Below are 22,125 nucleotides of genomic sequence, written 5' to 3'. Positions count from 1 at the left end.
GCGCCGGTGCTCAAGAAGATCAACGATGCGCTGAAGGTGGCCCTGAAGGACCCGGACTTCATCAAGAAGCAGGAAGGCCTGGGCGCGGTGGTGGTCAGCGACAAGCGCGTGGAGCCGGCCGAGCACAAGAAGTTCGTGCAGGCGGAAGTGGCGCGCTTCGGCCCGGTCATCAAGGCCGCCGGCGTCTACGCCGACTGATCGATCTCCAGCCCCGCCGGGCTGATCAAGCCGCCGCGCCTTCGTGGGCCCGGCGGCCTTTCTCTTGCCGCCTATGCGGCCTGCGCCAGGATGCGGTCCAGCGCGTCGAAGTCGATCGGCTTTTGCAGGTGGTGGTCGAACAGCCCTTGGGTGGCTTCCGAAGGCGCATGGCCAGACACCGCGACGATCAGCTGCGGGCCGCCTGACTTGGCGCGCAATTGCTGCGCCACCAGGGTGCCCGGCATGTCGGGCAGGGTCAGGTCGACCAGTGCGACGTTGAAGTCGTTGCCGGCCGCCGCGTCCAGGGCCTGCTGGCCGGTGTAGGCGCACAGCGCCTTGTGGTCCTGCAGCTGCAAAAGCTCCTGCAGCAGGTCGGCCGCGGACTCGTTGTCGTCGACGATCAGGACGTTGAGGCTCATCAGGGAATCAAGCATAGGCGTGGAATTCGTTCTTTTGTGTAGGAGGGAGCCTACGGCTGGGCGCGCTGCGCCTGCGGCGTCTCGGGCTCGATGGACGTGGCCACCAGCGGCAGGCGCACGGTGAAGGTGGCGCCTTCGCCCGGCTGGCTGCGCACCTCGATCTCGCCGCCGTGCGACAGCACGATCTGGCGCGTGATGTACAGGCCCAGCCCCAGGCCGGCGGCCTTGCTGCGGCTGGCCTCGGTGCGCTCGAACTGCTCGAAGATGCGCTGCTGGTCTGCCGGGGCGATGCCCATGCCCTGGTCCCGCACGCTGATGCGGGCCCAGTCCTGGCAGCGCCGTACCTGGATGTGCACCGGCTGGCCACCGCCGTAGCGAAGGGCATTGGTGACCAGGTTGGTGACCACCTGCTCGATGCGGAACTCGTCCCAGCTGCCCTGCACTGGCTCCGGCGCGTCCAGCGTGACGCTGCAGCCGGCCGCCTCGGCCTGCTGCGACAGCATCTCCACCGCGTGGCGCGCCAGGGCCGCCAGGTCCATGGGCTTGGGCTGGATGGTGAGCGAGCCGCTGCGCAGGCGCGTCACGTCCAGCATGTCGTCGATCAGCCGCACCATGCTCTGGATCTGGCGCTGGTCGCGCTCGATCATGGCCGGCAGGCGGTCGGGGCCGAAGTGCACCGTGTTGCCCTTGCTCAGGTGCAGCTTGCGCACCTGGGTCTCCAGGTAGAGCGTGTTGAGCGGCGTGCGCAGCTCGTGCGAGACCATGGACATGAAGTCGTCGCGCATGCGCACCGCCCGCTCCAGCTCGCGCTGGGTGGACTGCAACTGCTGCACCAGGGCTTCCTGCTCGCGGTGCAGCGCGGCCAGCGCCTCGACCTCGCGGCGCAGGGCCTTCTTGTGGCGGTGCAACTCCACGAACACGTTGACCTTGCTGGCCACCACGTGCGGGTCCAGGGGCTTTTGCAGGAAGTCGACCGCGCCGCTCTCGTAGCCCGTGAAGGCGTAGTTGAGCTCGCGCCCCGCGGCGCTGACGAAGATGATGGGGATGTGCCGCGTGCGCTCGGTGCCGCGCATCAGCTCGGCCAGCTCGAAGCCGTTCATGCCCGGCATCTGCACGTCCAGGATCGCCAGCGCGAACTCGTGCGTCAGCATCAGGCCCAGCGCCTCCTCGGCCGAGCGGGCCTGGAACACGGGGCGGCCGTGGCCGCGCACCAGCGCCTCCAGCGCAAGCAGGTTCTCCGGCAGGTCGTCGACGATCAGCAGCTTGGCTTCGACCTCAGTGGGCATGGCATGCATCCATCTGGAGGAGGAAGTCCCGCAAGACGGGCAGCGGCGCGACCAGGTCGGGACGGTGCGAGCGCGATGCCGCCAGCGGCATGGCCGTTGACTGGGCGCTCGCCGGGTCCTGCACAGCGGTGAGTCCGCCCGCGCGGTGGATCTGCGCCAGGCCGAGCGCGCCGTCCTCGTTGGCGCCGGTCAGCACCATGCCGGCCACGGCGGGACCGTAGGCGTCGGCGGCGGAGCCCAGCAGCACGTCGATGGACGGGCGGGAGAACAGCACCGGCGGCTCGCAGCTGAGAGAGAAGCAGCGCTCCCGCTCCAGCGACAGGTGGTAGCCGGGCGCGGCGAAATACAGCGTGGCCGGCATCACCGGTTCCTTGTCCTGCGCCTCGTGCACCTGCAGGTGCAGGCGGTCGGCGAACACCGCGGGCAGGCGGCTCTCGTGGTCTTCGGGCAAATGCAGCACCACCACGAGGGGCAGTCGCCAGCGCGCGGGCAAGCCGCTCAGCAGCGTGATCAGCGCATCCACGCCCCCTGCCGAAGCGCCGATGGCCACCAGTTCGACCGCGCGCATGCGCATTTCGAGCGTGCTGGCCATCACGTCGCCTTGCGGTAGAGCCGCTCGCTGCGCGCCAGCACGTCGAAGCGGTTGGCGTAGCCGGAGAAGTCGATGCTTTCCTTGGAGCCCAGGCCCAGGAAGCCGCGGTGCGACAGCGATTCGTGGAACAGGCCCAGGGCCCGGTCCTGCAGCGTCCGGTTGAAGTAGATGAGCACGTTGCGGCAAGAGATGAACTGCGTCTGCGCGAACACGCTGTCCGTGGCCAGGCTGTGGTCGGCGAAGATCACGTCGGCGATCAGCGAGGGGTCGAAGCGGGCCGCGTCGTAGGCGGCGGTGTAGTAGTCGGAAAAGGCGCGCGTGCCACCCGACTGCTGGTAGTTGGCGGTGTAGCGCCGCACCGCCTCCAGCGGGAAGATGCCCTGGCGCGCGAGCGCGAGCGACTCGGGGTTGATGTCGGTGGCATAGATGCGGGTGCGCTCCAGCAGCCCTTCCTCCCGCAGCAGGATGGCCAGCGAATACACCTCCTCGCCGGTGCTGCAGCCGGCCACCCACATCGTGACCGAGGGGTAGGTGTGCAGGTGCGGCACGACCAGCTTGCGAATGCCCAGGAAATAGGCCGGGTCCCGGAACATCTCGCTGACCGGAATGGTGAGGTACTGCAGCAGCCGCGCGAACATGGCCGGCTCGTGCAGGATGCGCTCCTGCAGCGCCGAGATGCTGGGCATGTTCATCTGCGTCAGCGCGTACTGCACGCGGCGCTTCTGCGAGGCGCCGGTGTAGTCGCGGAAGTCGTAGCTGTACTTCAGGTAGATGGCCTCCATCAGCAGGCGCAGCTCGATCGCGCCGGCGCTGAGCTGGCCGGGCGCGGCGTTCGGGTCGTCGGGGTCGCTGCCCGGCAATGCGGCGGTGCCCGGGGGTTCGGAAGGCAGGTGGGCCATCGTTCAGAGCCGCTCCATGCGCGGCATCCAGACCCGCAGCAGCGAGAACAGGCGGTCCAGGTCCACCGGCTTGGCCAGGAAGTCGCTGGCGCCGGCCGCCAGGCACTGCTCCTGGTCGTCCTTCATGGCCTTGGCGGTGACCGCGATCACCGGCAGCTTGGCGAAGCGCGGGTCCTGGCGGATGCGGCGCGTGGCCTCCAGGCCGTCCATCTCCGGCATCATCACGTCCATCAGCACCAGGTCGATGTCCTGGACCTCGTCGAGCTTCTCCAGCGCCTCGCGGCCGTTGCGGCCGATCTCCACCACCGCGCCGCGGCTTTCCAGGGCGCTGGTAAGGGCGAAGATGTTGCGCACGTCGTCGTCCACCAGCAGCACGCGCCGGCCCTCGAACACCCGGTCGCGCCCGCGCACCGCGCGCAGCATGCTCTGGCGCTCGCTGGACAGGTCGGTCTCCACCTTGTGAAGGAACAGCGTGACTTCGTCCAGCAGCCGCTCGGGCGAACGTGCGCCCTTGATGATGATGGAGCGCGAGTAGCGAAGCAGCTCCATCTCCTCGTCGCGCGTCAGGTTGCGGCCCGTGTAGACGATCACCGGCGGGAAGGAGACGATCTCTTCGCTGGACATGCGCTTGAGCAGTTCGCTGCCCTGCATGTCCGACAGACGAAGGTCGGTCACCATGCAGTCGAACACGCGCTCGCGCAGCAGGGCCAGGGCCTCGGCACCCGATTCGACGGCGGTGATCTGCACGTCGTCGTCGGCGATCAGCTTCATCACGGCCTCGCGCTGCAGCGGGTCGTCCTCCACCACCAGCACCGACTTGACCTTCTGCGCGAGCTTCTCTTCGAGCCGCCGGAACACCTCGTGCAGTTCCTCGCGCGTGGTGGGCTTTCTCGCATAGCCGATGGCGCCCATGTGCAGCGCGGCCTCGGAACTGTCGTGGGCCGAGACCACGTGCACCGGGATGTGGCGGGTGCGCGAGTCGCTCTTGAGCCGCTCCAGCACGCCCAGGCCCGGCCCGTCGGGCAGGCCCATGTCCAGCAGGATGGCATCGGGGCGGTGCGTGGCGGCCAGCTCCATGCCTTCGCCTGCACCCTGCGCCACCAGGCAGCGGTAGCCGCGCTCGTGCGCCAGGTCGTAGAGGATGTGCGCGAACTGCGGCTCGTCCTCGATCACCAGCACGCGGCGCGTGTCGTCCGCGGGCAGCGCGCGGTCGTCCTCGAAGGCGGGCGCGGGTGCCTTGGCGGGCAGGTTGCGCAGCGCAGGCAGGGGCGCGGCGGGTGGCGGTGCCTGGCGCGCCGGCGCGTGGGCGGGTGTGAGCGAGCTGGGCGCTGCCGCGGGCCGGTTCTCGGGGGTGACGGCAGGCAGGGTGAGGCTGAAAGTGCTGCCATGGCCCGGCGTGCTGCTGACTGTGAGCACGCCACCCAGCAACTGCGTGAGGTCGCGCGAGATCGACAGCCCCAGGCCCGTGCCGCCGTAGCGCCGGCTTGGCGTGCCGTCGGCCTGGCGGAAGGCCTCGAAGATCAGCTCCTGCTGGTCGGCCGGAATGCCGATGCCCGAATCGCTGACGTCGAAGCGCGCGCCTCCCTCGGAGGTGCCGGTGATGGTGAGCGAGACCTCGCCGCGCTCGGTGAACTTGACCGCGTTGGACAGCAGGTTGCGCAGCACCTGCTCCACGCGCTGGCGGTCGGTGCGGATGGACTGCGGCGCGCCCGGCCGCAGTTCGACCCGGAAGCCCAGGTCGTGCTCCGCGGCCAGCGGCGCGAAGGTGCCTTCCAGGCTTTGCGCCAGCGCGGCCATCGGCATGGGCTCCACCGTCAATTCCAGCTTGCCGGCCTCGACCTTGGAGATGTCCAGGATGTCGTTGATCAGCGTGAGCAGGTCGTTGCCCGAGGTGTGGATCGACTCCGCGTAGCGCACCTGTTCCGCGCTGAGGTTGCCCAGCGGGTTGTCCGCCAGCAGCTTGGACAGGATCAGCGAACTGTTGAGCGGCGTGCGCAGCTCGTGCGACATGTTGGCCAGGAACTCGGACTTGTAGCGGCTGGCGCGCTGCAGCTCGGAGGCGCGGTCCTCCAGCTCCTGCTGCGCGCGGCGCAGGGCGGCATTGCGCAGGTCCAGCGTCTCGGTGCGTTCGGACAGCTGCGTGTTGGTCTGCTCCAGCTCGGCCTGCTGGTTTTCCATCTGGGCCTGCGAGGCGCGCAGGGCGCGCGACTGCTCTTCCAGTTCTTCGTTGGCGGTGCGCAGCTCTTCCTGCTGAACCTGCAGCTCCTCGTTGAGCTGCTGCGTCTCGGCCAGTGCACTTTGCAGCTGCTCGCGATAGCGCGCCGCGGTGAGCGAGGTGCCGATGATCTCGGACACGGCCTGCATCAGCGCTTCCTGATGGGGGTCGGGCGTGGCGGCCAGGCCCAGCTCCAGCACGCCATTGACCAGCGTGTTGTGCATCAGGGGCAGCATGATCACCGAGCGGGGCGTCATCTGGCCCAGGCCGGAGTTCACGCGCAGGTAGTCGGCCTCGACCGGATCGACCTTGATCGGCCGGCGCTCCTGCGCCGCCTGGCCCACCAGGCTGGCGCCGGCGCGGAACACCTGCTGGTGCGCCTCGGCCTCGTCCGAGAATCCGTAGCTGGCCACGCGCCGCAGCGAGCCGTCGCGCTCGCGCACGAACATCGCGCCCACCTGGCTGCCCAGCAGGCGCGCGAAGTAGCCCAGCACCTTGCGGCCGATCTCCTGTGCATTGAGCTCGCCCACCAGTTCAGCCGACAGCTCGGTCTGCGCGCCGCGCATCCACGACTGGCGCTCCAGCAGGGTCGCCTGCGCGGCCTGCTCCTCGAGCGCCGCCCCGTAGGTCTGCGAAAGCGCGAGCAGCTGGCGGCGGCCGAAGAAGGCCAGCAGCGCGGTGCTGCCCAGCGTCACCAGCACGAACAGCGCGACCACCCACACGGCGGTCCGGCTGGCCTCGCCGCTGCGCGTCGCGCGCAGCGCCAGCTCGGTGTTGCCGAAGGCGGTGAACTCGTCGCGCAGGTCGTCGGTCATGCGCTTGCCACGGCCCAGGCGGATGTTGTCGCTGGCCTGCGAGTCGCCAGTGCGCCGCTGCTCGATGACTTCCTTGGCGAAGCCCTGCCAGGCCTCGTTGAGGGCCCGCATGCGTTCCACGCGCTCCGCCTGCCGGCTGTTGTCGGCCACCAGCTCGCGCAGGCTGCTCAGGTCGCTGCCGATACGGGGCACGGCACGCTCGTAGGGCTCCAGGAAGGTCTCGTCACCGGTGATGACATAGCCGCGCATGCCGGTCTCCATGTCGATCATGCGGCGCTGGATCTCGGCCACCGTGCGGCTGACCTTGTCGCTGTGCTCCACCCAGCTGATCTGCGAGAGCAGGTAGGCGATCAGGGCCACGAACACCGCGGCGCCGATCACGCCGCCGATCATGGGCAGCAGGATGTTGCGCCGCAGGAGGCGCTGGAAGTCATGCGGGTCGACCGCGGCGGTAGCTTTCATTCGTGCAGGCGTGCAAAGCAAAACCTGACAAGGCTGCCGCAGATTCCGCCGGTGCCTTGTCGGACAAGGCCGCGAGGTGCCGCGGCATCGCCCGCCGCGCCTCGGATTCCGGGACGAAAACTAGCGCGCCTGCGCCAGCTGGCTGCGCCGCATCTCGCCCTGGCGCGTGAACATCCAGCCCGGGTACTCGGGCGGCAGGGCGCTCACCTTGTCCAGCGCAGCCAGTTCATCTGCACTGAACTCCACCTGGCAGGCCGCCAGGTTGTCATCCAGCTGCTCGGCCCGCTTGGCACCGATGATCACGCTGGTCACCGCCTTCTGGTGCAGCAGCCAGGCCAGCGCCACCTGCGCCACCGACACGCCCCTGGCCTGCGCGATGCCCTGCATCACCTCCACGCAGTCGTAGGCGTGCTCCATGCGCACCGGCGGAAAGTCGAAGACCGCGCGCCGGCTGCCGGCGGCCGCGTCCTGCGCCGCGTGGCGGCCGAACTTGCCCGACAGCAGGCCACCGGCCAGCGGGCTCCACACCATCAGGGCCAGCTGCTCGCTCTGCAGCATGGGCACCAGTTCTCGCTCCAGGTCGCGGCTGGCGATGGTGTAGAAGGCCTGCAGCGACTCGAAGCGCGCGAGGCCCAATCGTTCGGAGATGCCGATGGCCTTCATGATCTGCCAGGCCGCCCAGTTGGACACGCCCACGTAGCGCACGTGGCCCTGGCGCACCAGGTCGTCCAGCGCGCGCACCGCTTCCTCGATGGGCGTGGCCGGGTCGAAGGCGTGGATCTGGTAGAGGTCGATGTGGTCCGTCTGCAGCCGAGCGAGGCTGGCCTTGACCGCGTCCATGATGTGGTAGCGCGACATGCCGCGCGAATTGGCAGCCTTGGTGCCGGTCTCGCCATAGACCTTGGTGGCGAGCACCACGTTCTCGCGCGGCACCTTGAGGTTCTTCAGGGCCTGGCCGGTGATGCTTTCCGACAGCCCGCCCGAGTACATGTCGGCGGTGTCGATGAAGTTGATGCCGGCGTCGAGCGCGCGGCCGATCAGGCGCTCGGCGTCCGCCTGCTGCGTGTTGCCGATCTTTCCCCAGAACTCGCCTTCGCCGCCGAAGGTCATGGTGCCCAGGCACAGCTCGGACACGAAGAGGCCGGTGCGGCCGAATTTCTTGAGACGCATGGAATGAAGCCTTGTGTAAAGGAAACAGGAGGGCGAATCGCCGCGCTGCGGGTGTCGCAGCGCGGGGCGCACAGTGTGCGATGTTCGGCGCTGTTCTGCTTGGGCGCCCAAGCGGGTCAGGGTCTCAGCCGCCGCCCACCACCAGGATGAAGCGCCGCCCGTCCGGCCCCATGCACTGGCCCTGACCGCTGCCGAAGGAGGTGGAGAAGTAGCACTCGATCACCCTGCTGCCGTCGGGCGATCGCAGCAGCGCGTAGCCGCCACCGCCGCCCGTGCCGGTGGAGAGGCCGACGCCGCCGAAGCTGCCACCCCAGCTGCCGCCACCCACGCCGATGCCCAGGCCGATGGGCGGCGGATTGCGGAAGGTGCCGGTGTAGTGGATGCCGTCGATGGTGGCTTCGGCCGTGCCCGAAGCGGAGTTGAAGCTGCCCGGGTAGGTGCGCCCGTTCTCCAGCAGCTGGAGCTGGCCGGCGCAGCCGGCGAGCAGCCCGGCAGCGGCGACGAGCGACCACAGTCGCGCTGACAAGGCGAAGGCGCGGGCGTAACGGACAGGACCGGCAGCAGTGACCATGGCCCCACTATCGCGCATTCGGCCGGCGCGGCAAAGGGCGGGGATTCCGGCTGGACCCTGCCCGCGTGCTCAAGGAGAATGACTCGCGCCGAATCCCTTTCCAGCCGGAGCCCCCATGCCCACAGCAGAACAGCGCCTGAAGGCGCTCGGCCTCACATTGCCGCAGCCACTGAAGGTGCCGCCCGGCGTGGTGCTGCCCTTCCAGTTCGTGCGTGTCCACGGCAACCGGGCCTTCATCTCGGGCCATGGGCCGACCGACGCCGACGGCTCGCTCGCGCAGCCGCTGGGCAAGGTGGGCCGTGAACTCGACGTGGCGCAAGGGACTGCCGCGGCGCGGCTGGTGGGCCTGGCGGTGCTGGGCAGCCTGCAGCGCGCGTTGGGCGACCTGGACCGCATCACGGCCTGGACGCGCGTGTTCGGCATGGTGAATTCCGCGCCGGGCTTCAACCGGCAGCCCGCGGTCATCAACGGTTTTTCCGACCTCGTCCTCGAGGTCTTCGGGCCCAAGGTGGGCGCGCACGCGCGCAGCGCCGTGGGCATGGCCGAGCTGCCCTTCGACATCCCGGTCGAGGTGGAAGCCGAAGTCGAGATCCGCAGCCAGGAGAGTTGATGATCGACCGCGACAAGATGCAGAAGCTGATCGAGCCCCTCTTCCCCGGGCTGATGGGCGTGAAGATCGAGCTGCTCGAACCCGAGCGCGTGCTCGCCACCATGGAAGTGAGGGCCGACCTGTGCACCGCGGGCGGCATCCTCCACGGCGGCGCCTACATGGCTTTTGCCGACACCCTGGGGGCCGTGGGCACGCTGCTGAACCTGCCGCAGGGCAAGCGGACCACCACCACCGATTCCAGCACCAAGTTCATCGCGGGTGCCAAGCTGGGTACCGTCGTCACCGGCGAGAGCCTGGCCCTGCACCGGGGCCGCACCACGCAGGTGTGGCAGACCAGCATCCGCAATGCGGAAGGCCGGCTGTGCGCGGTGGTGACGCAGACGCAGCTGATCCTCGATTAGTATCTCAATCGAGATACAATCCTGGCCTTCTGGCAAAAGGGGCTGCATTGACACAGACATCGATGCTCCACGTACGCGTGGACGACGACTTGAAGGAAGAGGCCACGGCCACCTTGGCCAACGTGGGCCTGAGCGTGTCCGAGGCCATCCGCATCTTTCTCACGCGCGTGACCAAGGAGGGCGGGCTACCGGCAGGCCTGGCGGTGGACACCGAAGCCCACGACCGGTGGTTTCACGCGAAGGTCCGCGAAGCGCTGGAGGACACGCGCCCGACGGTTCCTCATGACAAGGTGATGGCCGACGCCCGGGCACTGATTCGCAAGAAGCGACGTGCTCAGTCTTGAGTGGCACGAAGCGGCGCGCGCCGACCTGCTCTCGATCGTCGACTACATCGCCGAGCGCAACGTCGATGCCGCGCTCGAACTCGTGGACGAAATCGAGGAGAAGGCCGAACGGCTGCGCGAGCGGCCCAAGTTGTACCGGCCGGGCCCGTGGCAAGCACGCGCGAGATGGTCGTGCGGCCGAATTACGTGGTGGTCTATGCCGTGTCGGATGCTGCGGTAACCATCCTGAGAGTCCTGCACGCCGCGCGGATGTGGCCTCCTGCCTCTGGCCGCAAGTAATGCGGCGCTGGCGCGCGCCCGCCACACTCGGCGTCTTTCTGCCGTCACCCGAAAGCCGCATGCTCGCGCAACCCGAGTCCTGCGAGGACAATGGTTGCGAACACTATGTCCACTGAACTCATCCTGATCCGCCACGGCGAAACCGACTGGAACCGAGAGCTGCGCTTCCAGGGCCATATCGACGTTCCGCTCAACGACATGGGCCACGAGCAGGCCCGGCGGCTGGGCCTGCGCATGGCGCGCGAGAAGGCGCAGCACCTGGTCTCCAGCGACCTGATGCGCTGCCAGCAGACGGCCGCGCCCACCTCGCTGCAGCTGTCGCTGGCCGTGAACATCGACGCCGGCCTGCGCGAGCAGCACTTCGGCGCGGTGGAGGGCATGCGGGCCGACGAGATCCAGGCGCAGCATCCCCGCGCCTGGGAAGACTGGCTCAAGTTCCAGGAACACAACGCCATGCCCAATGGCGAGTCGGCGCGGCAGTTCCACACCCGCATCATCGACGCGCTCTCGCGCATCGCCCAGGCGCACGACGGCCAGACGGTGCTGGTGTTCACGCACGGCGGTGCACTCGACATGGTGTGGCGCACCGCGCGCGGCCTGGGCCTGAACGGCCCGCGCCAGAGCGAGATTCCCAACGCGGGCTTCAACCGCATCCGCATCGCCGATGCAAGCGCGCCCGAAGCCATCGAGATCGTCGACTGGGCCGACACGCGGCACCTGCAGGATTTGCCCGCCCAGCCCACCTACGACCAGAAGCGCTACCTGGCCGGCAAGCCCAGCGCCGCGTAGACCGCATCGGCCTGCCGCGCGAGGCGGTGAGACTGCGGCTGGCCGTTGAGCTGGCGCTGCAGCAGGCCCTGGGCGCTGGACAGCAGCATCGGCTGGCCGCTCTTCACCAAGGCATCGAGGTAGATCTGCTCGAACAGGTCGCGCTGCGCGTGGCTGCCACCGATCTCCACCAGGTGCGGCAGGGCGGCGCCCAGGCCCGCAACGGCCTCGGCGTGCTCGCCCCGCGCATGCGCCAGCAGGCTGCGGGCGGCAGGCACGCACACCCGCTGCCAGGCGTCGCGCACAGATGGCGGCGCTGCCGGTGCGAAGGCCTCGATGTTGCGCTGCAAGGTGTCGGCCTCGGGCCGGCCGGCACGGGCCAGGCCATAGAGGTACTGCAGGTCGAGGAAGGGCAGCACCTGGTCCTGCGTGCGCTCGGCCAGATACCCGGCCAGTTCGTTCCAGCGCGCCTCGCCCACCGCGACGCCGGCCAGCTCCAGCCGCGCCAGCAGCGACACGGCGCCGATCTGGTCCTGCGAGTAGCCTTTCTCCACGCCCCACACCTGGCGGTCGTACACCGCCAGTGCGTCGGGGTCGCGGCCCAGGTCGATGAGGAAGAGCGCGACGTGCCACCAGTTGTGCGTGAGCATGAAGGAGTTCAGGCCCGTCCAGGTCTCGCTCACGTCCTGCATGAAGTCCAGGCCCTCGGTGAGCCGCCCTTCGGTGAGCATCACGTGGGCTAGCGCATGGTGCGCCCAGGGCTCCTTGCGGCGCATGGCGATGGCGCGGCGGGCGCTGGCCTCGGCCTCGCGCATCAGGTGGCACTGCTCGTAGCCGAAGGCGGCCATGCCGTGCACGTAGGGCACGTCGCCGGATGCAGGCAGTGCGGCCAGCGCCAGGCGCAGCATGCCGGGGCAGTCGCCGGTGTTGAAGGCGTGGTACTGGCCCAGCTTGAGTGAGGCCAGGTCGCGTGGGAATTCCTCCGCCTGCTCCTGGTGCAACGCGATCGCGCGTCGGATGTCGCCTTGGGCCCAGGCGGCGACGGCGGCGATGAAGCGCTGCTCGCGCGGCGTGGCCCGCCCGGCGCCATCCTGCGCGCGGCGCAGGAAGGGCAGGGCATTGGGTACCGCGTCGCGTGACTCGGCGAACAGGTGCAGCGCTGCGCAGTACGCCTGCACGATGGGGCTGGTGTCCTGTGCGGCGGCCAGCACGTTGGCGGCGCGCGCCTCGCTGGAGATGAAGCCTTCCACGAAGTCGTTCACCGGCCCGAGGCTCGCGCCATCGTCCAGGCTCAGCGTGTTGCCCAGGCTGTCTTGTGCATGCATGCGGCCTATTCTGCCGCCGCCTGCAAGGGCCTACACGCCGGCCTGCTGGTGCCGGTATTCCTGCGTGCGGCCGCCGTAGCCGTAGGCGGCGGCTCGGGCGTCGATCAGGTGCACGTAAGACACCTCGTGCAGGTCGGGCCGCAGCCGCGCCATCGCCTCGAACACCGCGCGCAGGTAGCGGGCCTTCTCGGCCTTGGTGTTGGTCTCGTCGGTGATGCTGATGTCCAGGTGGAAGGCGGACTTGCCGAGTTCGGCCAGCGTCTTTCCACCAATGAACCACTGCTCGGAGGGGATGTACTGCACCGTCGCGGCGATCACCTCCAGCTTCTTGTCCAGCAGCTCCTGCGTGAGCGCGTTCACCTGCTCGACCACCTGGCGGGTCAGCTTCGCATCGGGCGTGCCGGAGAGATGGATGACGACATGGGGCATGGTGTTCTCCTCAAGGGATCGGGTTGGCGATGGGGTCATTGTGGGAACAATGGAGTCATCGGAAAAGCGGGAAGATAAGATGTGTGCCATCGATTTATCGGATGGATAGGCCATGCAGCGACTCGACCTCGACCAGCTCCGCACCTTCCTCGTGGTGCTCGATGCGGGCAGCCTGACCGCCGCCGCGCCGCGCGTCTTCCTCTCGCAATCGGCCGTAAGCGAGCAGATGCGCAAGCTGGAGGAATCGGCCGGACAGTCCCTGCTGTCGCGCAGCAAGGCGGGCGTGCTGCCCACGGCCGCGGGCGACCGGCTGCGCCTGCATGCGCAGCAACTGGTCGCCCTGGCCGACGAGGCCCTGCGCGACCTGCGCGGCGAGTCGCTGCAGGGCGAGCTGCGGCTGGCGGTCACCGACTACTTCCGTCCCGGCGAACTCACCCGCCTGCTGGCGCGGCTGGCGCAAAGCCATCCGCGCATGCGGCTCAACGTGAGCATCAAGAAGAGCAGCGAGGTCGAGGCCCTGCATGCGAGCGGCGAGATCGACATCGGCCTGTCGATGCAGGTGGCCGGCAGTGCGACACGCCAAGCCAAGGCGCTGCGCCGTGAAGGCCTGGCCTGGATGGCCGCGCCCGAGTGGGAGCGCTTGCCGCGCGGCGAACCCCTGCCGCTGCTGGCGCTGCCGGATGATTGCTCGCTGCGCCAGTTCACCGAGCAGTTGCTGCGCAAGCGGCGCGTGGACTACCGCGTGGCCCACGTGGCCTCGGGCGTGGCCGGACTGCAGTCGGCCCTGGCGGCGGGGCTGGGCGTGGCTTGCCTCAACGAGTCCTCGCTGGCCGAGGGCGTGGCCCTGCTGCCCTCGCCGCACGGCCTGCCGGCGCTGCCCAAGGTGGACTTCCACTTCATGCCGCCGCGCCGGGGCGAGGCCGAGCTGGTGACGCGCGTGCGCGAACTGCTGGCGCAGCAACTGCTGCTGCACTAGCAGCCGGCCTCAGGCCGACTTCGATTCGGGGAGGATCGAGGTCAGCGCGAAATCCACCAGGCGCAGCCAGGTCTCCTCGGCATGCATGATGTCGTGGTGGTTCGTGCCCGGGATGGTTTCCACGCTCACCGGCGTGGGCCAGGCCTCGATGAGCCGGGCCGAGCGATCGTGCGGCACCACGTCGTCGGTCTCGGACAGCAGCACCTGCGTCTTGGCCGCCACGTCCTTGCAGTGCGACAGCGAGTGGAAGCGATGGCGCAGCAGCAGCGACAGCGGCACCAGCGGAAAGCGCCGCTTGGCCACTTCGAGCAGCGAGTCGTAGGGCGTCACCAGCTGCAGGCTGGCGAAGTCCTGCCGCGCCGCCAGCTGGATCGCCACGCCGGTGCCCAGGCTGCGCCCGACCACGTGCAGCCGCGCCTGCGGGAAGGCATGGCGCAGGTGATGCACCAGCCGGTTGGCATCCTGCACCGAGGCGATCTCCGAGGGGTGGCCTTCGGAATCGGCGACGCCGCGGTAGTTCACGGCCGCGAAGCCGAAGCCTGCGGGCAGCCAGTGCAAGGCTTGCGCGGTGGCCCGCACGTCCTCGCTGCGGCCTGCGAAGTAGACGAACAGGTCGGTCAGCGCCTCTTCGCCCTGCGGGTGGTAGACATAGCCGCGCACCATGCCGCCGGGCACCACATGCGAGTAGGTGGAGAAGGCCTCCGACAGGTGGACGACCGGCAGCCGCCGCGCGTTGAAAAGGATGTCGCCCTGGCGCGCCGCCAGGATCGACCAGTAGGCGGTGAAGCTGCCGAGGGTGGCACCCGAGGCATAGAGCGCCAGGCGGAACAGCTGGCTCTGCACCTCGGGCCGGCGCAAGGCCTGCCTCAGGATTGCGGTGGCTCGGGCCATGGGTGCTGGGCTCCTCGGATCTGCTCGAAGGCGCGGGACACGCGCAGCACGCCCAGGTCGTCGAAGCGCTGGCCGGCGATCTGCAGGCCGATGGGGAGGCCCTCGCTGCTGTAGCCGCAGTTGATGGACGCGGCCGGCTGCTCCGACATGTTGAAGGGCACCGTGAAGCCGATGTGCTCCAGCGGCCGCAGCGGGTCGTTGGTCGGCGAGGGCAGTTCGGCGGCCACAGGCAGGTTGGGCGACGTCGGCGAGATCACGTAGTCGTAGCGCGCGCAGGCCTGCACCGTGGCCACGCGGGTCGCGTGGAACTGGCTGAAGGCGCGGAACACGTGGTCGCCGCCGAAGCCCGCGGCGCTCTCGGCCCAATGGCGGATGTAGGGCAGCACGCGCTCGCGCTGCTCCGGCCGCAGGGCCTTCATGTCCACGAAGGAGCGCATGCGCCAGAAGTGGTCCATGCCGTCGAGCATGGCCTGCGTCATGAAGGGCTGCATGGGCTCGACGATGGCGCCGGCCGCTTCCAGTGCGCGCGCGGCCTGCTCGACCGCCTCGCGCACCTCCGGCTCCACCGGCAGGCCGCAGCCTGCTTCGAGCAGCAGGCCGATGCGCAGTCCGCGCAGGTGGCCGGGCTCGACGTCGAAGTCCTGCCAGGGGATGTCCTGCGCCGGCAGGCTCATGCTGTCTCGGGCGTCGGGCTGCGCCAGCACCTGCATGGCGAGCGCGGCGTCGGACACCGTGCGCGTCATCGGGCCGGCAGCGCGGCCCATGTAGGGCGGGTCGATCGGGATGCGGCCAAGGCTGGGCTTGAGCGTGAAGATGCCGCACCAGCTGGCCGGCAGGCGCAGCGAGCCGCCGATGTCGGTGCCCAGGTGCAGCGGCCCGTAGCCCGCGGCGGTGGCCGCACCGGCGCCGGCGCTGGAGCCGCCCGGCGTACGGCTGAGGTCCCAGGGGTTGCGCGCCAGCCGGTGGAAGCTCGACAGCCCCGAGGACAGCATGCCGTAGTCGGGCATGGTGGTCTTGGCGAAGAAGACCGCGCCGGTCTCCTTCATGCGCGCGGCCGGCGGCGCGTCGGCCGCCGCCGGCGCCAGGTCGACTGCGGCCGTGCCCGCGGGCATCGGGTCGCCGCGGGTGGCGATGTTTTCCTTGATGGTCACCGGGACGCCGTCCAGCGGGCCCAGGGGCGCCCCCTGGCGCCAGCGCGCCTCGGACGCCTGGGCCTGGGCCAGTGCTTCGCCCGGACGCAGCAGCCAGGTGGCCTGCAGCCGGCCTTCCCAGCTCTCGACGCGGTCGAGCACCGCTTGCGTCACCTCGACCGGCGACAGCGCCCCCTGGGCGTAGCCGCGGACCAGTTCCGCGACACCCAGGCCGTGCAGTTCGCCGTTCTTCACCAGCTCATCGTCGACAGGTCGTTGCAGAAGATCGGCATCGCCGTCCACAGCCCCTTGACGCCCTTCTTGGCCACGATCGGAAATTGCGGCTGGTACAGGTAGCCGTTGGCCGCGTCCTGCGCCAGGATCTTCTGCGCGTCGCCCAACAGCTTGTTGCGCTCGGCCTCGTTGCCGGTGGACATGATCTTGTTGTAGACCGCGTCGAACTCCTTGGACTGGTAGCCCCAGTAGTAGTCCGGCTTGGCGTAGTTGCCCAGGTCGAAGGGCTCCACGTGCGAGACGATGGTCAGGTCGTAGTTGTGCGGGCCGCCGTAGGTGTTGCTGAGCCACTGGGCCCATTCCACGTTCTGGATCTTCACGTTGATGCCCACCTTGGCGAGCATGGCCGCGATCACTTCGCTGCCCTGGCGCGCATAGGGCGGCGGGGGCACGGTCATGGTCAGTTCCAGCGGCGTCTTGATGCCGGCCTCGGCCAACAGCTTCTTGGCCTTCTCGGGGTCGAAGGGGTTCACGCCCGTGGTGTCGACATAGCCGGGCGCGCCGGGCACGTAGTGGCTGCCGATGGGCACGCCGAAGCCGTCGGCCGCGCCGGCGATCACCGCCTTGCGGTCGATGGCGGCCGCGATGGCGCGGCGCACGCGCACGTCGTCCAGCGGCTTCTTCTTGCTGTTGAAGGCCAGGATGGTCTTGGCGCGCGAGCCGCCCAGGATCACCTGGAACTGCGAGTTGTTCCTGAACTGCGCAACCGCGCGCGTGTTGAAGCGCGGGAAAGCGTCCACGTCGCCGGCCAGCAGGGCCGTGGCCTGCGCGGCCGAGTCGGAGATGAAGCGGAAGGTGACGCGCTTGAGCTTGATGGCCGAGGCGTTGCGGTAGCCGTCCCAGGCGGTGACGATCAGCGAGGAGCCCTTCACCCAGTTCTGCACCGTGTAGGGGCCGGTGCCCACGGGCGTCGCGGCGTTGCCGTCGGCGCTCTTGGGCTCGACGATCACGGCCGTCGGCTGGCCCAGCAGGAAGGGCAGGTCGGGGTCGATCTCCTTGTTGATCAGCACCACCGTGTGCTCGTCCACCACCTGCGTGCTCAGGTTGGCGAAGGTGCGCTTGTCCTTGTTGGTGCTCTTCTCGCCGCCGGCGCGGTCGAAGGAGAACTTCACGGCCTGAGCATTGAAGGGCTCGCCGTTCTGGAACTTGACGTTCTTGCGCAGCTTGAAGGTGTAGGTGCGCAGGTCGGGGGAGATCTCCCAGCTTTCGGCCAGCAGCGGCGTGACCTTGCCGTCGGCGTTGATCTTGGTGAGCGTCTCCATGATGTTGTAGAGAACGATCTCGCCGATGGCCGCGGCGGCGTTGGCGGTGGGGTCCAGGCCCGGCGGTTCCAGGGTCATGCCCACCACCATGGCGCTCTTGTTGGCCTGCGCGAAGGCGCTGGGCACGGCCAGGGGCAGGCTGCTCAGCGCGGCGGTGGTCAGGAGGGTGCGGCGTTTCAACATGAAGGAACTCCGGGACGGTTGGAATGAATGATTCGAAACAATAACGTTACAACAACTCAGGCCGGCACGGGCGGTTCGGCACGCGGAACGGCCGCCAGCAGGGCTTGGGTGTAGGGGTGCTGCGCATGCGCGAAAAGCCGGGCGGGCGCCCCGCGCTCGACCACCAGGCCGCGGTGCAGCACGCAGACTTCGTCGCACAGGTGGTTGACCACCGCCAGGTCGTGGCTGATCAGCAGGTAACTGACGCCGAACTCCTGCTGAAGTTCCTGCATGAGGTTGAGCACCTGGGCCTGCACCGAGACATCCAGCGCACTCACCGGCTCGTCGGCCACGATGAGCTTGGGCCGGGTGATGAGCGCCCGCGCGATGGCGATGCGCTGGCGCTGGCCGCCGGAGAACTCGTGCGGGTACTTGTGCAGGTCGGTGCTGCGCAGGCCCACCGCGGCCAGCGATTCGGCCGCCCGCTCGCGCTGCTCGGCGCGCGAGCTGCCGGCCAGGGCCGCCAGCGGCTCGGCCACGATGCGCTCCACCGTCTGGCGCGGATCCAGCGAGCCGTAGGGGTCCTGGAACACCATCTGCACATCGCGCCGCGCCAGGCGCAGTTCTTCCCGGGGCAATCGGTGCAGGTCGCGGCCCAGCAGCTTCACGCTGCCGGCGGTGGGCTGGTCCAGCGCCATCACCAGCCGGGCGATGGTCGACTTGCCCGAGCCCGACTCGCCCACGATGCCCAGGCTGCGGCCGGCCTGCAGCGAAAAGCTGACGCCGTTGAGCGCCTTCACCTGCGGCGGCGGCGTGAACAGGCTCTCGCGCGGCAGGGTGTAGTGCCGTACGAGATCGGTGACTTCCAGGAGAGGTGTCGTCATGCAGGCGCCTTGTCGAGCGCAGCCTCGCGCACGGCCTCCAGGCGGATGCAGCGCACCTCGTGGCCGTGCGCCAATTGCGTCGCCTCGGGACGGATGGCCTGGCAGGCGTCGGCGGTGAAGGCGCAGCGGCCGGCGAAGGGGCACCCAGGCGGCAGGTCCACCAGTTCGGGCACGCTGCCGCGGATGGTGGCCAGGCGCTGGCCACGCGGTGCGCCAAGTGCAGGCCGGGCGGCGAAGAGGCCCTGGGTGTAGGGATGCTCGCGGTCGGCGAACACGGTGGCGGTGGGGCCGCTCTCGACGATGCTGCCGCCGTACATCACCAGCATCCTGGACACGCTCTGCGCGATCACGCCCAGGTCGTGCGAGATGAGGATCAGCGCCATGCCGCGCTCGGCCACCAGGCCCTGGATCAGCTCCAGGATCTGCTTCTGGATGGTCACGTCCAGGGCAGTGGTCGGCTCGTCCGCGATCAGCAGGTCGGGCCCGCAGGCCAGCGCCATGGCGATGCCGATGCGCTGGCGCTGGCCGCCGGAGAACTGGTGCGGGTAGGCGTCCAGGCGCGAGGCGGCGTCGGGAATGCCCACGCGCTCCAGCAGCGCCAGCACTTCCTTGCGCGCGTCGGCGGCCGACAGCTTTCGGTGCAGGCGCAGCGGCTCGGCCACCTGGCGCGCGATGGTGTGCACCGGGTTCAGGGCAGTCATGGGCTCCTGGAAGATCATGCCGATGCGGTCACCGCGGATGCCGCACATGGCGCGCTCGGGCAGGCCCACCAGTTCCTGGCCGTCGAAGCGGATGCTGCCGCTCACCTTGGCGGTGGAGGGCAGCAGGCCCATGAGCGACTGCACGGTGATCGACTTGCCGCAGCCCGATTCGCCCACGATGCCCAGCGTCTGGCCGCGCTCCAGCGCGAAGCTGATGCCGCGCACCGCGTCGGCCGGGCCGCGCTGCGTCTGCAGGCGGATGTGCAGGTCGTTGACTTCTAGCAATGCCATTGCGTGGGGAAGTGAAGAGAGGTTCAGCGTGCGCGTGCCAGGCGCGGATCGAGCAGGTCGCGCAGGCCGTCGCCCAGCAGGTTCAGGCCCAGCACCGCGAACGCGATCGCCATGCCGGGAAACACCGCCAGCAGCGGCGCCTGCCACATCATGGTCTGCGCCTCGGCCAGCATGCGGCCCCATGACGGTTGCGGCGGCTGCGTGCCCAGGCCCAGGTACGACAGCGCCGCCTCGGCCAGGATGGCGATGGCGAAGCGGATGGTGCTCTGCACGATCAGCACCGCCGAGATGTTGGGCAGCACGTGCTGCACCGTGATGGCGAAGGAGCCCTTGCCGCAGGCCCGCGCCGCCGCCACGTACTCGCGCGACCACACTGCGTTGGCCGAGGCCCGCGAAATGCGCGCGAAGGTGGGGATGTTGTAGATGCCGATCGCGATGATCGCGTTGACGATGCCCGCGCCGAACACGGCCGTGAGCATGATGGCCGACAGGATGGCGGGGAAGGCCAGCGTGAAGTCGGTCAGGCGCATGATGCCTTCCTCGACCCAGCCGCGCCTCGCCGCGGCCAGCAGGCCCAGGGCGGTGCCCACCACCAGGCCGATGCCCACCGCGATCACGCCCACCAGGATGGACGCGCGCGCGCCCACCAGCAGCAGCGATGCCACGTCGCGGCCGAACACGTCGGTGCCCAGCCAGTGCGCGGCGCTCGGGCCCCGCAGCTTGTTGGCCATGTCCATGTCGTAGGGCGACCAGGGCGTCCACGCGTAGGAGACGGCGGCTGCCAGCACCAGCAGCGCGCTGAGCACCGCGCCGATGACGAAGCTGCGGTGGCGCAGGGCGCGGCGCCAGAAGCCCGGCAGCGGCGGCGCGGAGACGGAAGGAAGGGTGGCGGGAAGGCTGCTCATGTCAGATGTCGCTCGCCTTCAGACGCGGGTCGATGAGGGCATAGAGGAGGTCGACCACGAAGTTGACGACCACCACCATGACGGCCAGCAGCATCACGCAGTTGCGCACCACGATCAGGTCGCGGTTGGCGATGGAGTCGAAGATCAGCTTGCCCAGGCCCGGCAGGTAGAACACGCGCTCGACCACGATGGTGCCGGCCAGCAGCTCGGCGAACTGCAGGCCCATCACGGTGACCACGGGGATCATCGCGTTGCGCAGCACGTGGCCCCACAGCACCGCGCGCTGCGACACGCCCTTGGCACGCGCGGTGCGCACGAAGTCCTCGCGCATCACCTCCAGCACGGCCGAGCGGGTGATGCGTGCCAGGATGGCAGCCTGCACCACCGCCAGCGACAGCGCCGGCAGAAGCAGCGCCTTCAGGCCGGCGCCTATGCCCTCGCTCCAGCCGTCGAAGCCACCGGCCGAGAACCACTGCAGTTCCACCGAGAACACCAGGATCAGCAGGATGGCGAACCAGAAGTTCGGAATGGCGATGCCCGCCTGTGTGAGGCTCATCAGGCCCACGTCGCCCAGCTGGTTGTGCTTGGCCGCGGCGGTCACGCCGACGATGAGCGCCAGCACCGTGGTGAAGACCATCGCGATCACCGCCAGCGGAATGGTGAGCGCGAGGCGCTCGAGCACCAGGTCGATCACCGGCGATCCGTAGGCGTAGCTGTTGCCCAGGTCGCCGGTGAGCAGGCCGCTCACCCAATGCCAGTAACGGCTCCAGGCTGGCTGGTCCAGGCCGAGCTTGGCCGCCAGCGCCGCCACCGCTTCGGGCGAGGCGTCGGGGCCCATCAGCATCTGGGCGGCGTTGCCGGGGAGGATCTCCAGGACCAGGAAGACGATGACCGAAGTGCCAATCAAGGTGGCGATCAGCGTCAGGATGCGCTTGAACAGGAACAGACTCATAGGGCGGGGCGCAGCATAACCTGTGCCGGACGGCGCCGCCTGCGGGCGGTGGGGCCTTGGCCCAGGCGCGCCGCGCCCGGAAGCGCTGCCTGGGATAATCCGGGCATGGCCCTCATGATCACCGACGAATGCATCAACTGCGATGTGTGCGAGCCGGAGTGCCCCAACGACGCGATCTACATGGGCGAGGAGATCTACGAGATCGACCCGCGCAAGTGCACCGAGTGCGTGGGCCACTTCGAGGAGCCGCAGTGCGTGCAGGTGTGTCCGGTGGCCTGCATCCCGGTGAACCCTGCGCACGTCGAGACGCGCGAGACACTGTGGGAGCGGTTCGAGCGCCTGGCGGCCGCGAAGGCGGCCAGCGCGCGCGCGGCGGCCGAGGACGCAGGCGGCAAGCCTTCGCCTGAAGCGCCACCGCCGTCCACGGCGGAAATCTAGCCGGCGCCCTCCGGCGACTTGCCGGGCTTCTTCTTTCTGGTCGCCTGCTTCGGGTCGGGCCCGCTGGCGGCGAAGGTATCCGGCTTCTCGGCCTTCTTCTTCTTCGACGGCTTCAGCACCGTGGCCGGCGATGCGGGCTTGGCGGTGTCGCGCGGCGCGGGGCCGATCACCACGGCGCCGTTCTGGCCCTGCTGCGCCTCGAGTTGTTGGCGCTCGCGCTGCATGCGCGTGGCGGCCGCCTGGTCCTTGCGCGTGCCCTCGTCGGCCTGGCGGCGTTGATCGACCGTTGGCGGCGATGCGTTGGCGTCGAACTCGCGACCGCCCTCGCAGGGCCTGTCAGAGTAGCTGTTGCCGGCGCAGCGCCAGACCTGCGGCGCTGCGAAAGCGATGGTGTGCGACATCGCCAGGGCCGCGCAGCCCCATGCGATGCAAAGCGGTGACAGCCGCGGCATCCAT

The 22,125-nt window shown here is 69.3% G+C and carries 23 protein-coding genes and 2 pseudogenes; 8 read left to right on the top strand and 17 right to left on the bottom strand.

What is annotated here, in order from left to right; genetic code table 11:
• Window positions 1-198, top strand: a pseudogene (locus tag BM345_RS18335) (tripartite tricarboxylate transporter substrate binding protein BugD); the annotation flags it as partial.
• Window positions 199-269: 71 nt separating this feature from the next.
• On the opposite strand, the gene BM345_RS18330 reads toward BM345_RS18335, so the two are convergent.
• From BM345_RS18330 to BM345_RS18300, 7 genes are all read right to left on the bottom strand, one after another.
• On the bottom strand, window positions 270-632 hold the full coding sequence (locus BM345_RS18330) for a response regulator (protein ID WP_093381759.1): 363 nt from the start codon (window positions 630-632) through the stop codon (window positions 270-272).
• 35 nt (window positions 633-667) lie between these two features.
• On the bottom strand, window positions 668-1,903 hold the full coding sequence (locus BM345_RS18325) for a hybrid sensor histidine kinase/response regulator (RefSeq protein WP_093381757.1): 1,236 nt from the start codon (window positions 1,901-1,903) through the stop codon (window positions 668-670).
• Entirely contained in the window at window positions 1,893-2,495 is a 603-nt protein-coding gene (locus BM345_RS18320) for a chemotaxis protein CheB (RefSeq protein WP_093381756.1), read from the bottom strand. The genes BM345_RS18325 and BM345_RS18320 overlap by 11 nt, the downstream gene beginning before the upstream one ends.
• On the bottom strand, window positions 2,495-3,394 hold the full coding sequence (locus BM345_RS18315) for a CheR family methyltransferase (protein ID WP_093381754.1): 900 nt from the start codon (window positions 3,392-3,394) through the stop codon (window positions 2,495-2,497). Before BM345_RS18315 ends, BM345_RS18320 begins: the two co-directional genes overlap by 1 nt.
• 3 nt (window positions 3,395-3,397) lie before the next feature.
• Complete coding sequence (locus BM345_RS18310) at window positions 3,398-6,886, bottom strand: response regulator (RefSeq protein ID WP_093381753.1); 3,489 nt, start codon at window positions 6,884-6,886, stop codon at window positions 3,398-3,400.
• Between the two features lie 120 nt (window positions 6,887-7,006).
• On the bottom strand, window positions 7,007-8,056 hold the full coding sequence (locus BM345_RS18305) for an aldo/keto reductase (protein ID WP_093381751.1): 1,050 nt from the start codon (window positions 8,054-8,056) through the stop codon (window positions 7,007-7,009).
• Between the two features lie 124 nt (window positions 8,057-8,180).
• Window positions 8,181-8,582: a hypothetical protein gene (locus tag BM345_RS18300; RefSeq protein WP_139237548.1), complete on the bottom strand. Its 402-nt coding sequence runs from the start codon at window positions 8,580-8,582 to the stop codon at window positions 8,181-8,183.
• 160 nt (window positions 8,583-8,742) lie between these two features.
• On the opposite strand from BM345_RS18300, the gene BM345_RS18295 reads away from it, so the two are divergent.
• From BM345_RS18295 to BM345_RS18275, 5 genes and pseudogenes are all read left to right on the top strand, one after another.
• The gene (locus tag BM345_RS18295) at window positions 8,743-9,237 is read left to right on the top strand and encodes a RidA family protein (RefSeq protein WP_093381748.1); all 495 of its coding nucleotides are present in this window, start codon (window positions 8,743-8,745) and stop codon (window positions 9,235-9,237) included.
• Window positions 9,237-9,638, top strand: coding sequence for a PaaI family thioesterase (locus BM345_RS18290; protein ID WP_093381747.1), 402 nt, complete (start codon window positions 9,237-9,239; stop codon window positions 9,636-9,638). Before BM345_RS18295 ends, BM345_RS18290 begins: the two co-directional genes overlap by 1 nt.
• Window positions 9,639-9,685: 47 nt before the next feature.
• A complete protein-coding gene (locus tag BM345_RS18285) occupies window positions 9,686-9,982 on the top strand; it encodes a type II toxin-antitoxin system RelB family antitoxin (protein WP_217654000.1) in 297 nt (98 codons plus the stop codon).
• Window positions 9,969-10,261: pseudogene (locus BM345_RS18280) on the top strand (type II toxin-antitoxin system RelE/ParE family toxin). Before BM345_RS18285 ends, BM345_RS18280 begins: the two are co-directional and overlap by 14 nt.
• 105 nt (window positions 10,262-10,366) lie before the next feature.
• Window positions 10,367-11,050: a histidine phosphatase family protein gene (locus BM345_RS18275; protein WP_254789795.1), complete on the top strand. Its 684-nt coding sequence runs from the start codon at window positions 10,367-10,369 to the stop codon at window positions 11,048-11,050.
• Here BM345_RS18275 and BM345_RS18270 read toward each other — a convergent pair.
• Together BM345_RS18270 and BM345_RS18265 are read right to left on the bottom strand one after the other, a co-directional pair.
• Window positions 11,020-12,354, bottom strand: coding sequence for a tetratricopeptide repeat protein (locus BM345_RS18270; RefSeq protein ID WP_093381742.1), 1,335 nt, complete (start codon window positions 12,352-12,354; stop codon window positions 11,020-11,022). The genes BM345_RS18275 and BM345_RS18270 overlap by 31 nt on opposite strands.
• 30 nt (window positions 12,355-12,384) lie before the next feature.
• The gene (locus tag BM345_RS18265; protein ID WP_093381740.1) at window positions 12,385-12,783 is read right to left on the bottom strand and encodes a tautomerase family protein; all 399 of its coding nucleotides are present in this window, start codon (window positions 12,781-12,783) and stop codon (window positions 12,385-12,387) included.
• A 112-nt stretch (window positions 12,784-12,895) separates the two neighbouring features.
• Here BM345_RS18265 and BM345_RS18260 point away from each other — a divergent pair, with 112 nt between their 5' ends.
• The gene (locus BM345_RS18260; protein ID WP_093381739.1) at window positions 12,896-13,759 is read left to right on the top strand and encodes a LysR substrate-binding domain-containing protein; all 864 of its coding nucleotides are present in this window, start codon (window positions 12,896-12,898) and stop codon (window positions 13,757-13,759) included.
• Window positions 13,760-13,768: 9 nt separating this feature from the next.
• On the opposite strand, the gene BM345_RS18255 is transcribed toward BM345_RS18260, so the two are convergent.
• The 7 genes from BM345_RS18255 to BM345_RS18225 are packed head-to-tail and all read right to left on the bottom strand — an operon-like array spanning window position 13,769 to window position 21,231.
• The gene (locus BM345_RS18255) at window positions 13,769-14,650 is read right to left on the bottom strand and encodes an alpha/beta hydrolase (RefSeq protein ID WP_093381737.1); all 882 of its coding nucleotides are present in this window, start codon (window positions 14,648-14,650) and stop codon (window positions 13,769-13,771) included.
• Complete coding sequence (locus BM345_RS18250; RefSeq protein ID WP_093381790.1) at window positions 14,626-16,020, bottom strand: amidase; 1,395 nt, start codon at window positions 16,018-16,020, stop codon at window positions 14,626-14,628. Before BM345_RS18250 ends, BM345_RS18255 begins: the two co-directional genes overlap by 25 nt.
• An 11-nt stretch (window positions 16,021-16,031) precedes the next feature.
• Window positions 16,032-17,519 carry an ABC transporter substrate-binding protein gene (locus BM345_RS18245; protein WP_093381736.1) on the bottom strand — a complete coding sequence of 496 codons (1,488 nt, stop codon included), beginning with the start codon at window positions 17,517-17,519 and terminating at the stop codon, window positions 16,032-16,034.
• A gap of 56 nt (window positions 17,520-17,575) precedes the next feature.
• Window positions 17,576-18,382, bottom strand: a complete 807-nt coding sequence (locus BM345_RS18240; RefSeq protein WP_093381734.1) for an ATP-binding cassette domain-containing protein — start codon at window positions 18,380-18,382, stop codon at window positions 17,576-17,578.
• Window positions 18,379-19,374 (bottom strand): ABC transporter ATP-binding protein, encoded by a 996-nt coding sequence (locus tag BM345_RS18235; RefSeq protein WP_093381733.1) that lies wholly within the window; start codon window positions 19,372-19,374, stop codon window positions 18,379-18,381. The genes BM345_RS18240 and BM345_RS18235 overlap by 4 nt, the downstream gene beginning before the upstream one ends.
• A 23-nt stretch (window positions 19,375-19,397) precedes the next feature.
• Complete coding sequence (locus BM345_RS18230; RefSeq protein WP_093381731.1) at window positions 19,398-20,279, bottom strand: ABC transporter permease; 882 nt, start codon at window positions 20,277-20,279, stop codon at window positions 19,398-19,400.
• A gap of 1 nt (window position 20,280) precedes the next feature.
• Complete coding sequence (locus BM345_RS18225; RefSeq protein WP_093381729.1) at window positions 20,281-21,231, bottom strand: ABC transporter permease; 951 nt, start codon at window positions 21,229-21,231, stop codon at window positions 20,281-20,283.
• Between the two features lie 105 nt (window positions 21,232-21,336).
• Here BM345_RS18225 and BM345_RS18220 point away from each other — a divergent pair, with 105 nt between their 5' ends.
• Window positions 21,337-21,669, top strand: a complete 333-nt coding sequence (locus BM345_RS18220) for a YfhL family 4Fe-4S dicluster ferredoxin (protein ID WP_139237547.1) — start codon at window positions 21,337-21,339, stop codon at window positions 21,667-21,669.
• Here the strand turns inward: BM345_RS18220 and BM345_RS18215 are convergent.
• Window positions 21,666-22,121, bottom strand: a complete 456-nt coding sequence (locus BM345_RS18215; protein WP_093381727.1) for a hypothetical protein — start codon at window positions 22,119-22,121, stop codon at window positions 21,666-21,668. The genes BM345_RS18220 and BM345_RS18215 overlap by 4 nt on opposite strands.
• Window positions 22,122-22,125: the final 4 nt, after the last annotated feature.

Source organism: Variovorax sp. OV329, from assembly GCF_900114785.1.
GTDB lineage: Bacteria > Pseudomonadota > Gammaproteobacteria > Burkholderiales > Burkholderiaceae_C > Variovorax.
Note: the sequence above shows the minus strand (reverse complement) of the source record. Positions and strands in the feature narration are given on the sequence as shown.

Coding starts and splice junctions, on each gene's coding strand:
- BM345_RS18330 (WP_093381759.1), bottom strand. CDS start 632: ATGCTTGATTCCCTGATGAGCCTCAACGTCCTGATCGTCGACGACAAC.
- BM345_RS18325 (WP_093381757.1), bottom strand. CDS start 1,903: ATGCCCACTGAGGTCGAAGCCAAGCTGCTGATCGTCGACGACCTGCCG.
- BM345_RS18320 (WP_093381756.1), bottom strand. CDS start 2,495: ATGGCCAGCACGCTCGAAATGCGCATGCGCGCGGTCGAACTGGTGGCC.
- BM345_RS18315 (WP_093381754.1), bottom strand. CDS start 3,394: ATGGCCCACCTGCCTTCCGAACCCCCGGGCACCGCCGCATTGCCGGGC.
- BM345_RS18310 (WP_093381753.1), bottom strand. CDS start 6,886: ATGAAAGCTACCGCCGCGGTCGACCCGCATGACTTCCAGCGCCTCCTG.
- BM345_RS18305 (WP_093381751.1), bottom strand. CDS start 8,056: ATGCGTCTCAAGAAATTCGGCCGCACCGGCCTCTTCGTGTCCGAGCTG.
- BM345_RS18295 (WP_093381748.1), top strand. CDS start 8,743: ATGCCCACAGCAGAACAGCGCCTGAAGGCGCTCGGCCTCACATTGCCG.
- BM345_RS18290 (WP_093381747.1), top strand. CDS start 9,237: ATGATCGACCGCGACAAGATGCAGAAGCTGATCGAGCCCCTCTTCCCC.
- BM345_RS18275 (WP_254789795.1), top strand. CDS start 10,367: ATGTCCACTGAACTCATCCTGATCCGCCACGGCGAAACCGACTGGAAC.
- BM345_RS18270 (WP_093381742.1), bottom strand. CDS start 12,354: ATGCATGCACAAGACAGCCTGGGCAACACGCTGAGCCTGGACGATGGC.
- BM345_RS18265 (WP_093381740.1), bottom strand. CDS start 12,783: ATGCCCCATGTCGTCATCCATCTCTCCGGCACGCCCGATGCGAAGCTG.
- BM345_RS18260 (WP_093381739.1), top strand. CDS start 12,896: ATGCAGCGACTCGACCTCGACCAGCTCCGCACCTTCCTCGTGGTGCTC.
- BM345_RS18255 (WP_093381737.1), bottom strand. CDS start 14,650: ATGGCCCGAGCCACCGCAATCCTGAGGCAGGCCTTGCGCCGGCCCGAG.
- BM345_RS18245 (WP_093381736.1), bottom strand. CDS start 17,519: ATGTTGAAACGCCGCACCCTCCTGACCACCGCCGCGCTGAGCAGCCTG.
- BM345_RS18240 (WP_093381734.1), bottom strand. CDS start 18,382: ATGACGACACCTCTCCTGGAAGTCACCGATCTCGTACGGCACTACACC.
- BM345_RS18235 (WP_093381733.1), bottom strand. CDS start 19,374: ATGGCATTGCTAGAAGTCAACGACCTGCACATCCGCCTGCAGACGCAG.
- BM345_RS18230 (WP_093381731.1), bottom strand. CDS start 20,279: ATGAGCAGCCTTCCCGCCACCCTTCCTTCCGTCTCCGCGCCGCCGCTG.
- BM345_RS18225 (WP_093381729.1), bottom strand. CDS start 21,231: ATGAGTCTGTTCCTGTTCAAGCGCATCCTGACGCTGATCGCCACCTTG.
- BM345_RS18220 (WP_139237547.1), top strand. CDS start 21,337: ATGGCCCTCATGATCACCGACGAATGCATCAACTGCGATGTGTGCGAG.
- BM345_RS18215 (WP_093381727.1), bottom strand. CDS start 22,121: ATGCCGCGGCTGTCACCGCTTTGCATCGCATGGGGCTGCGCGGCCCTG.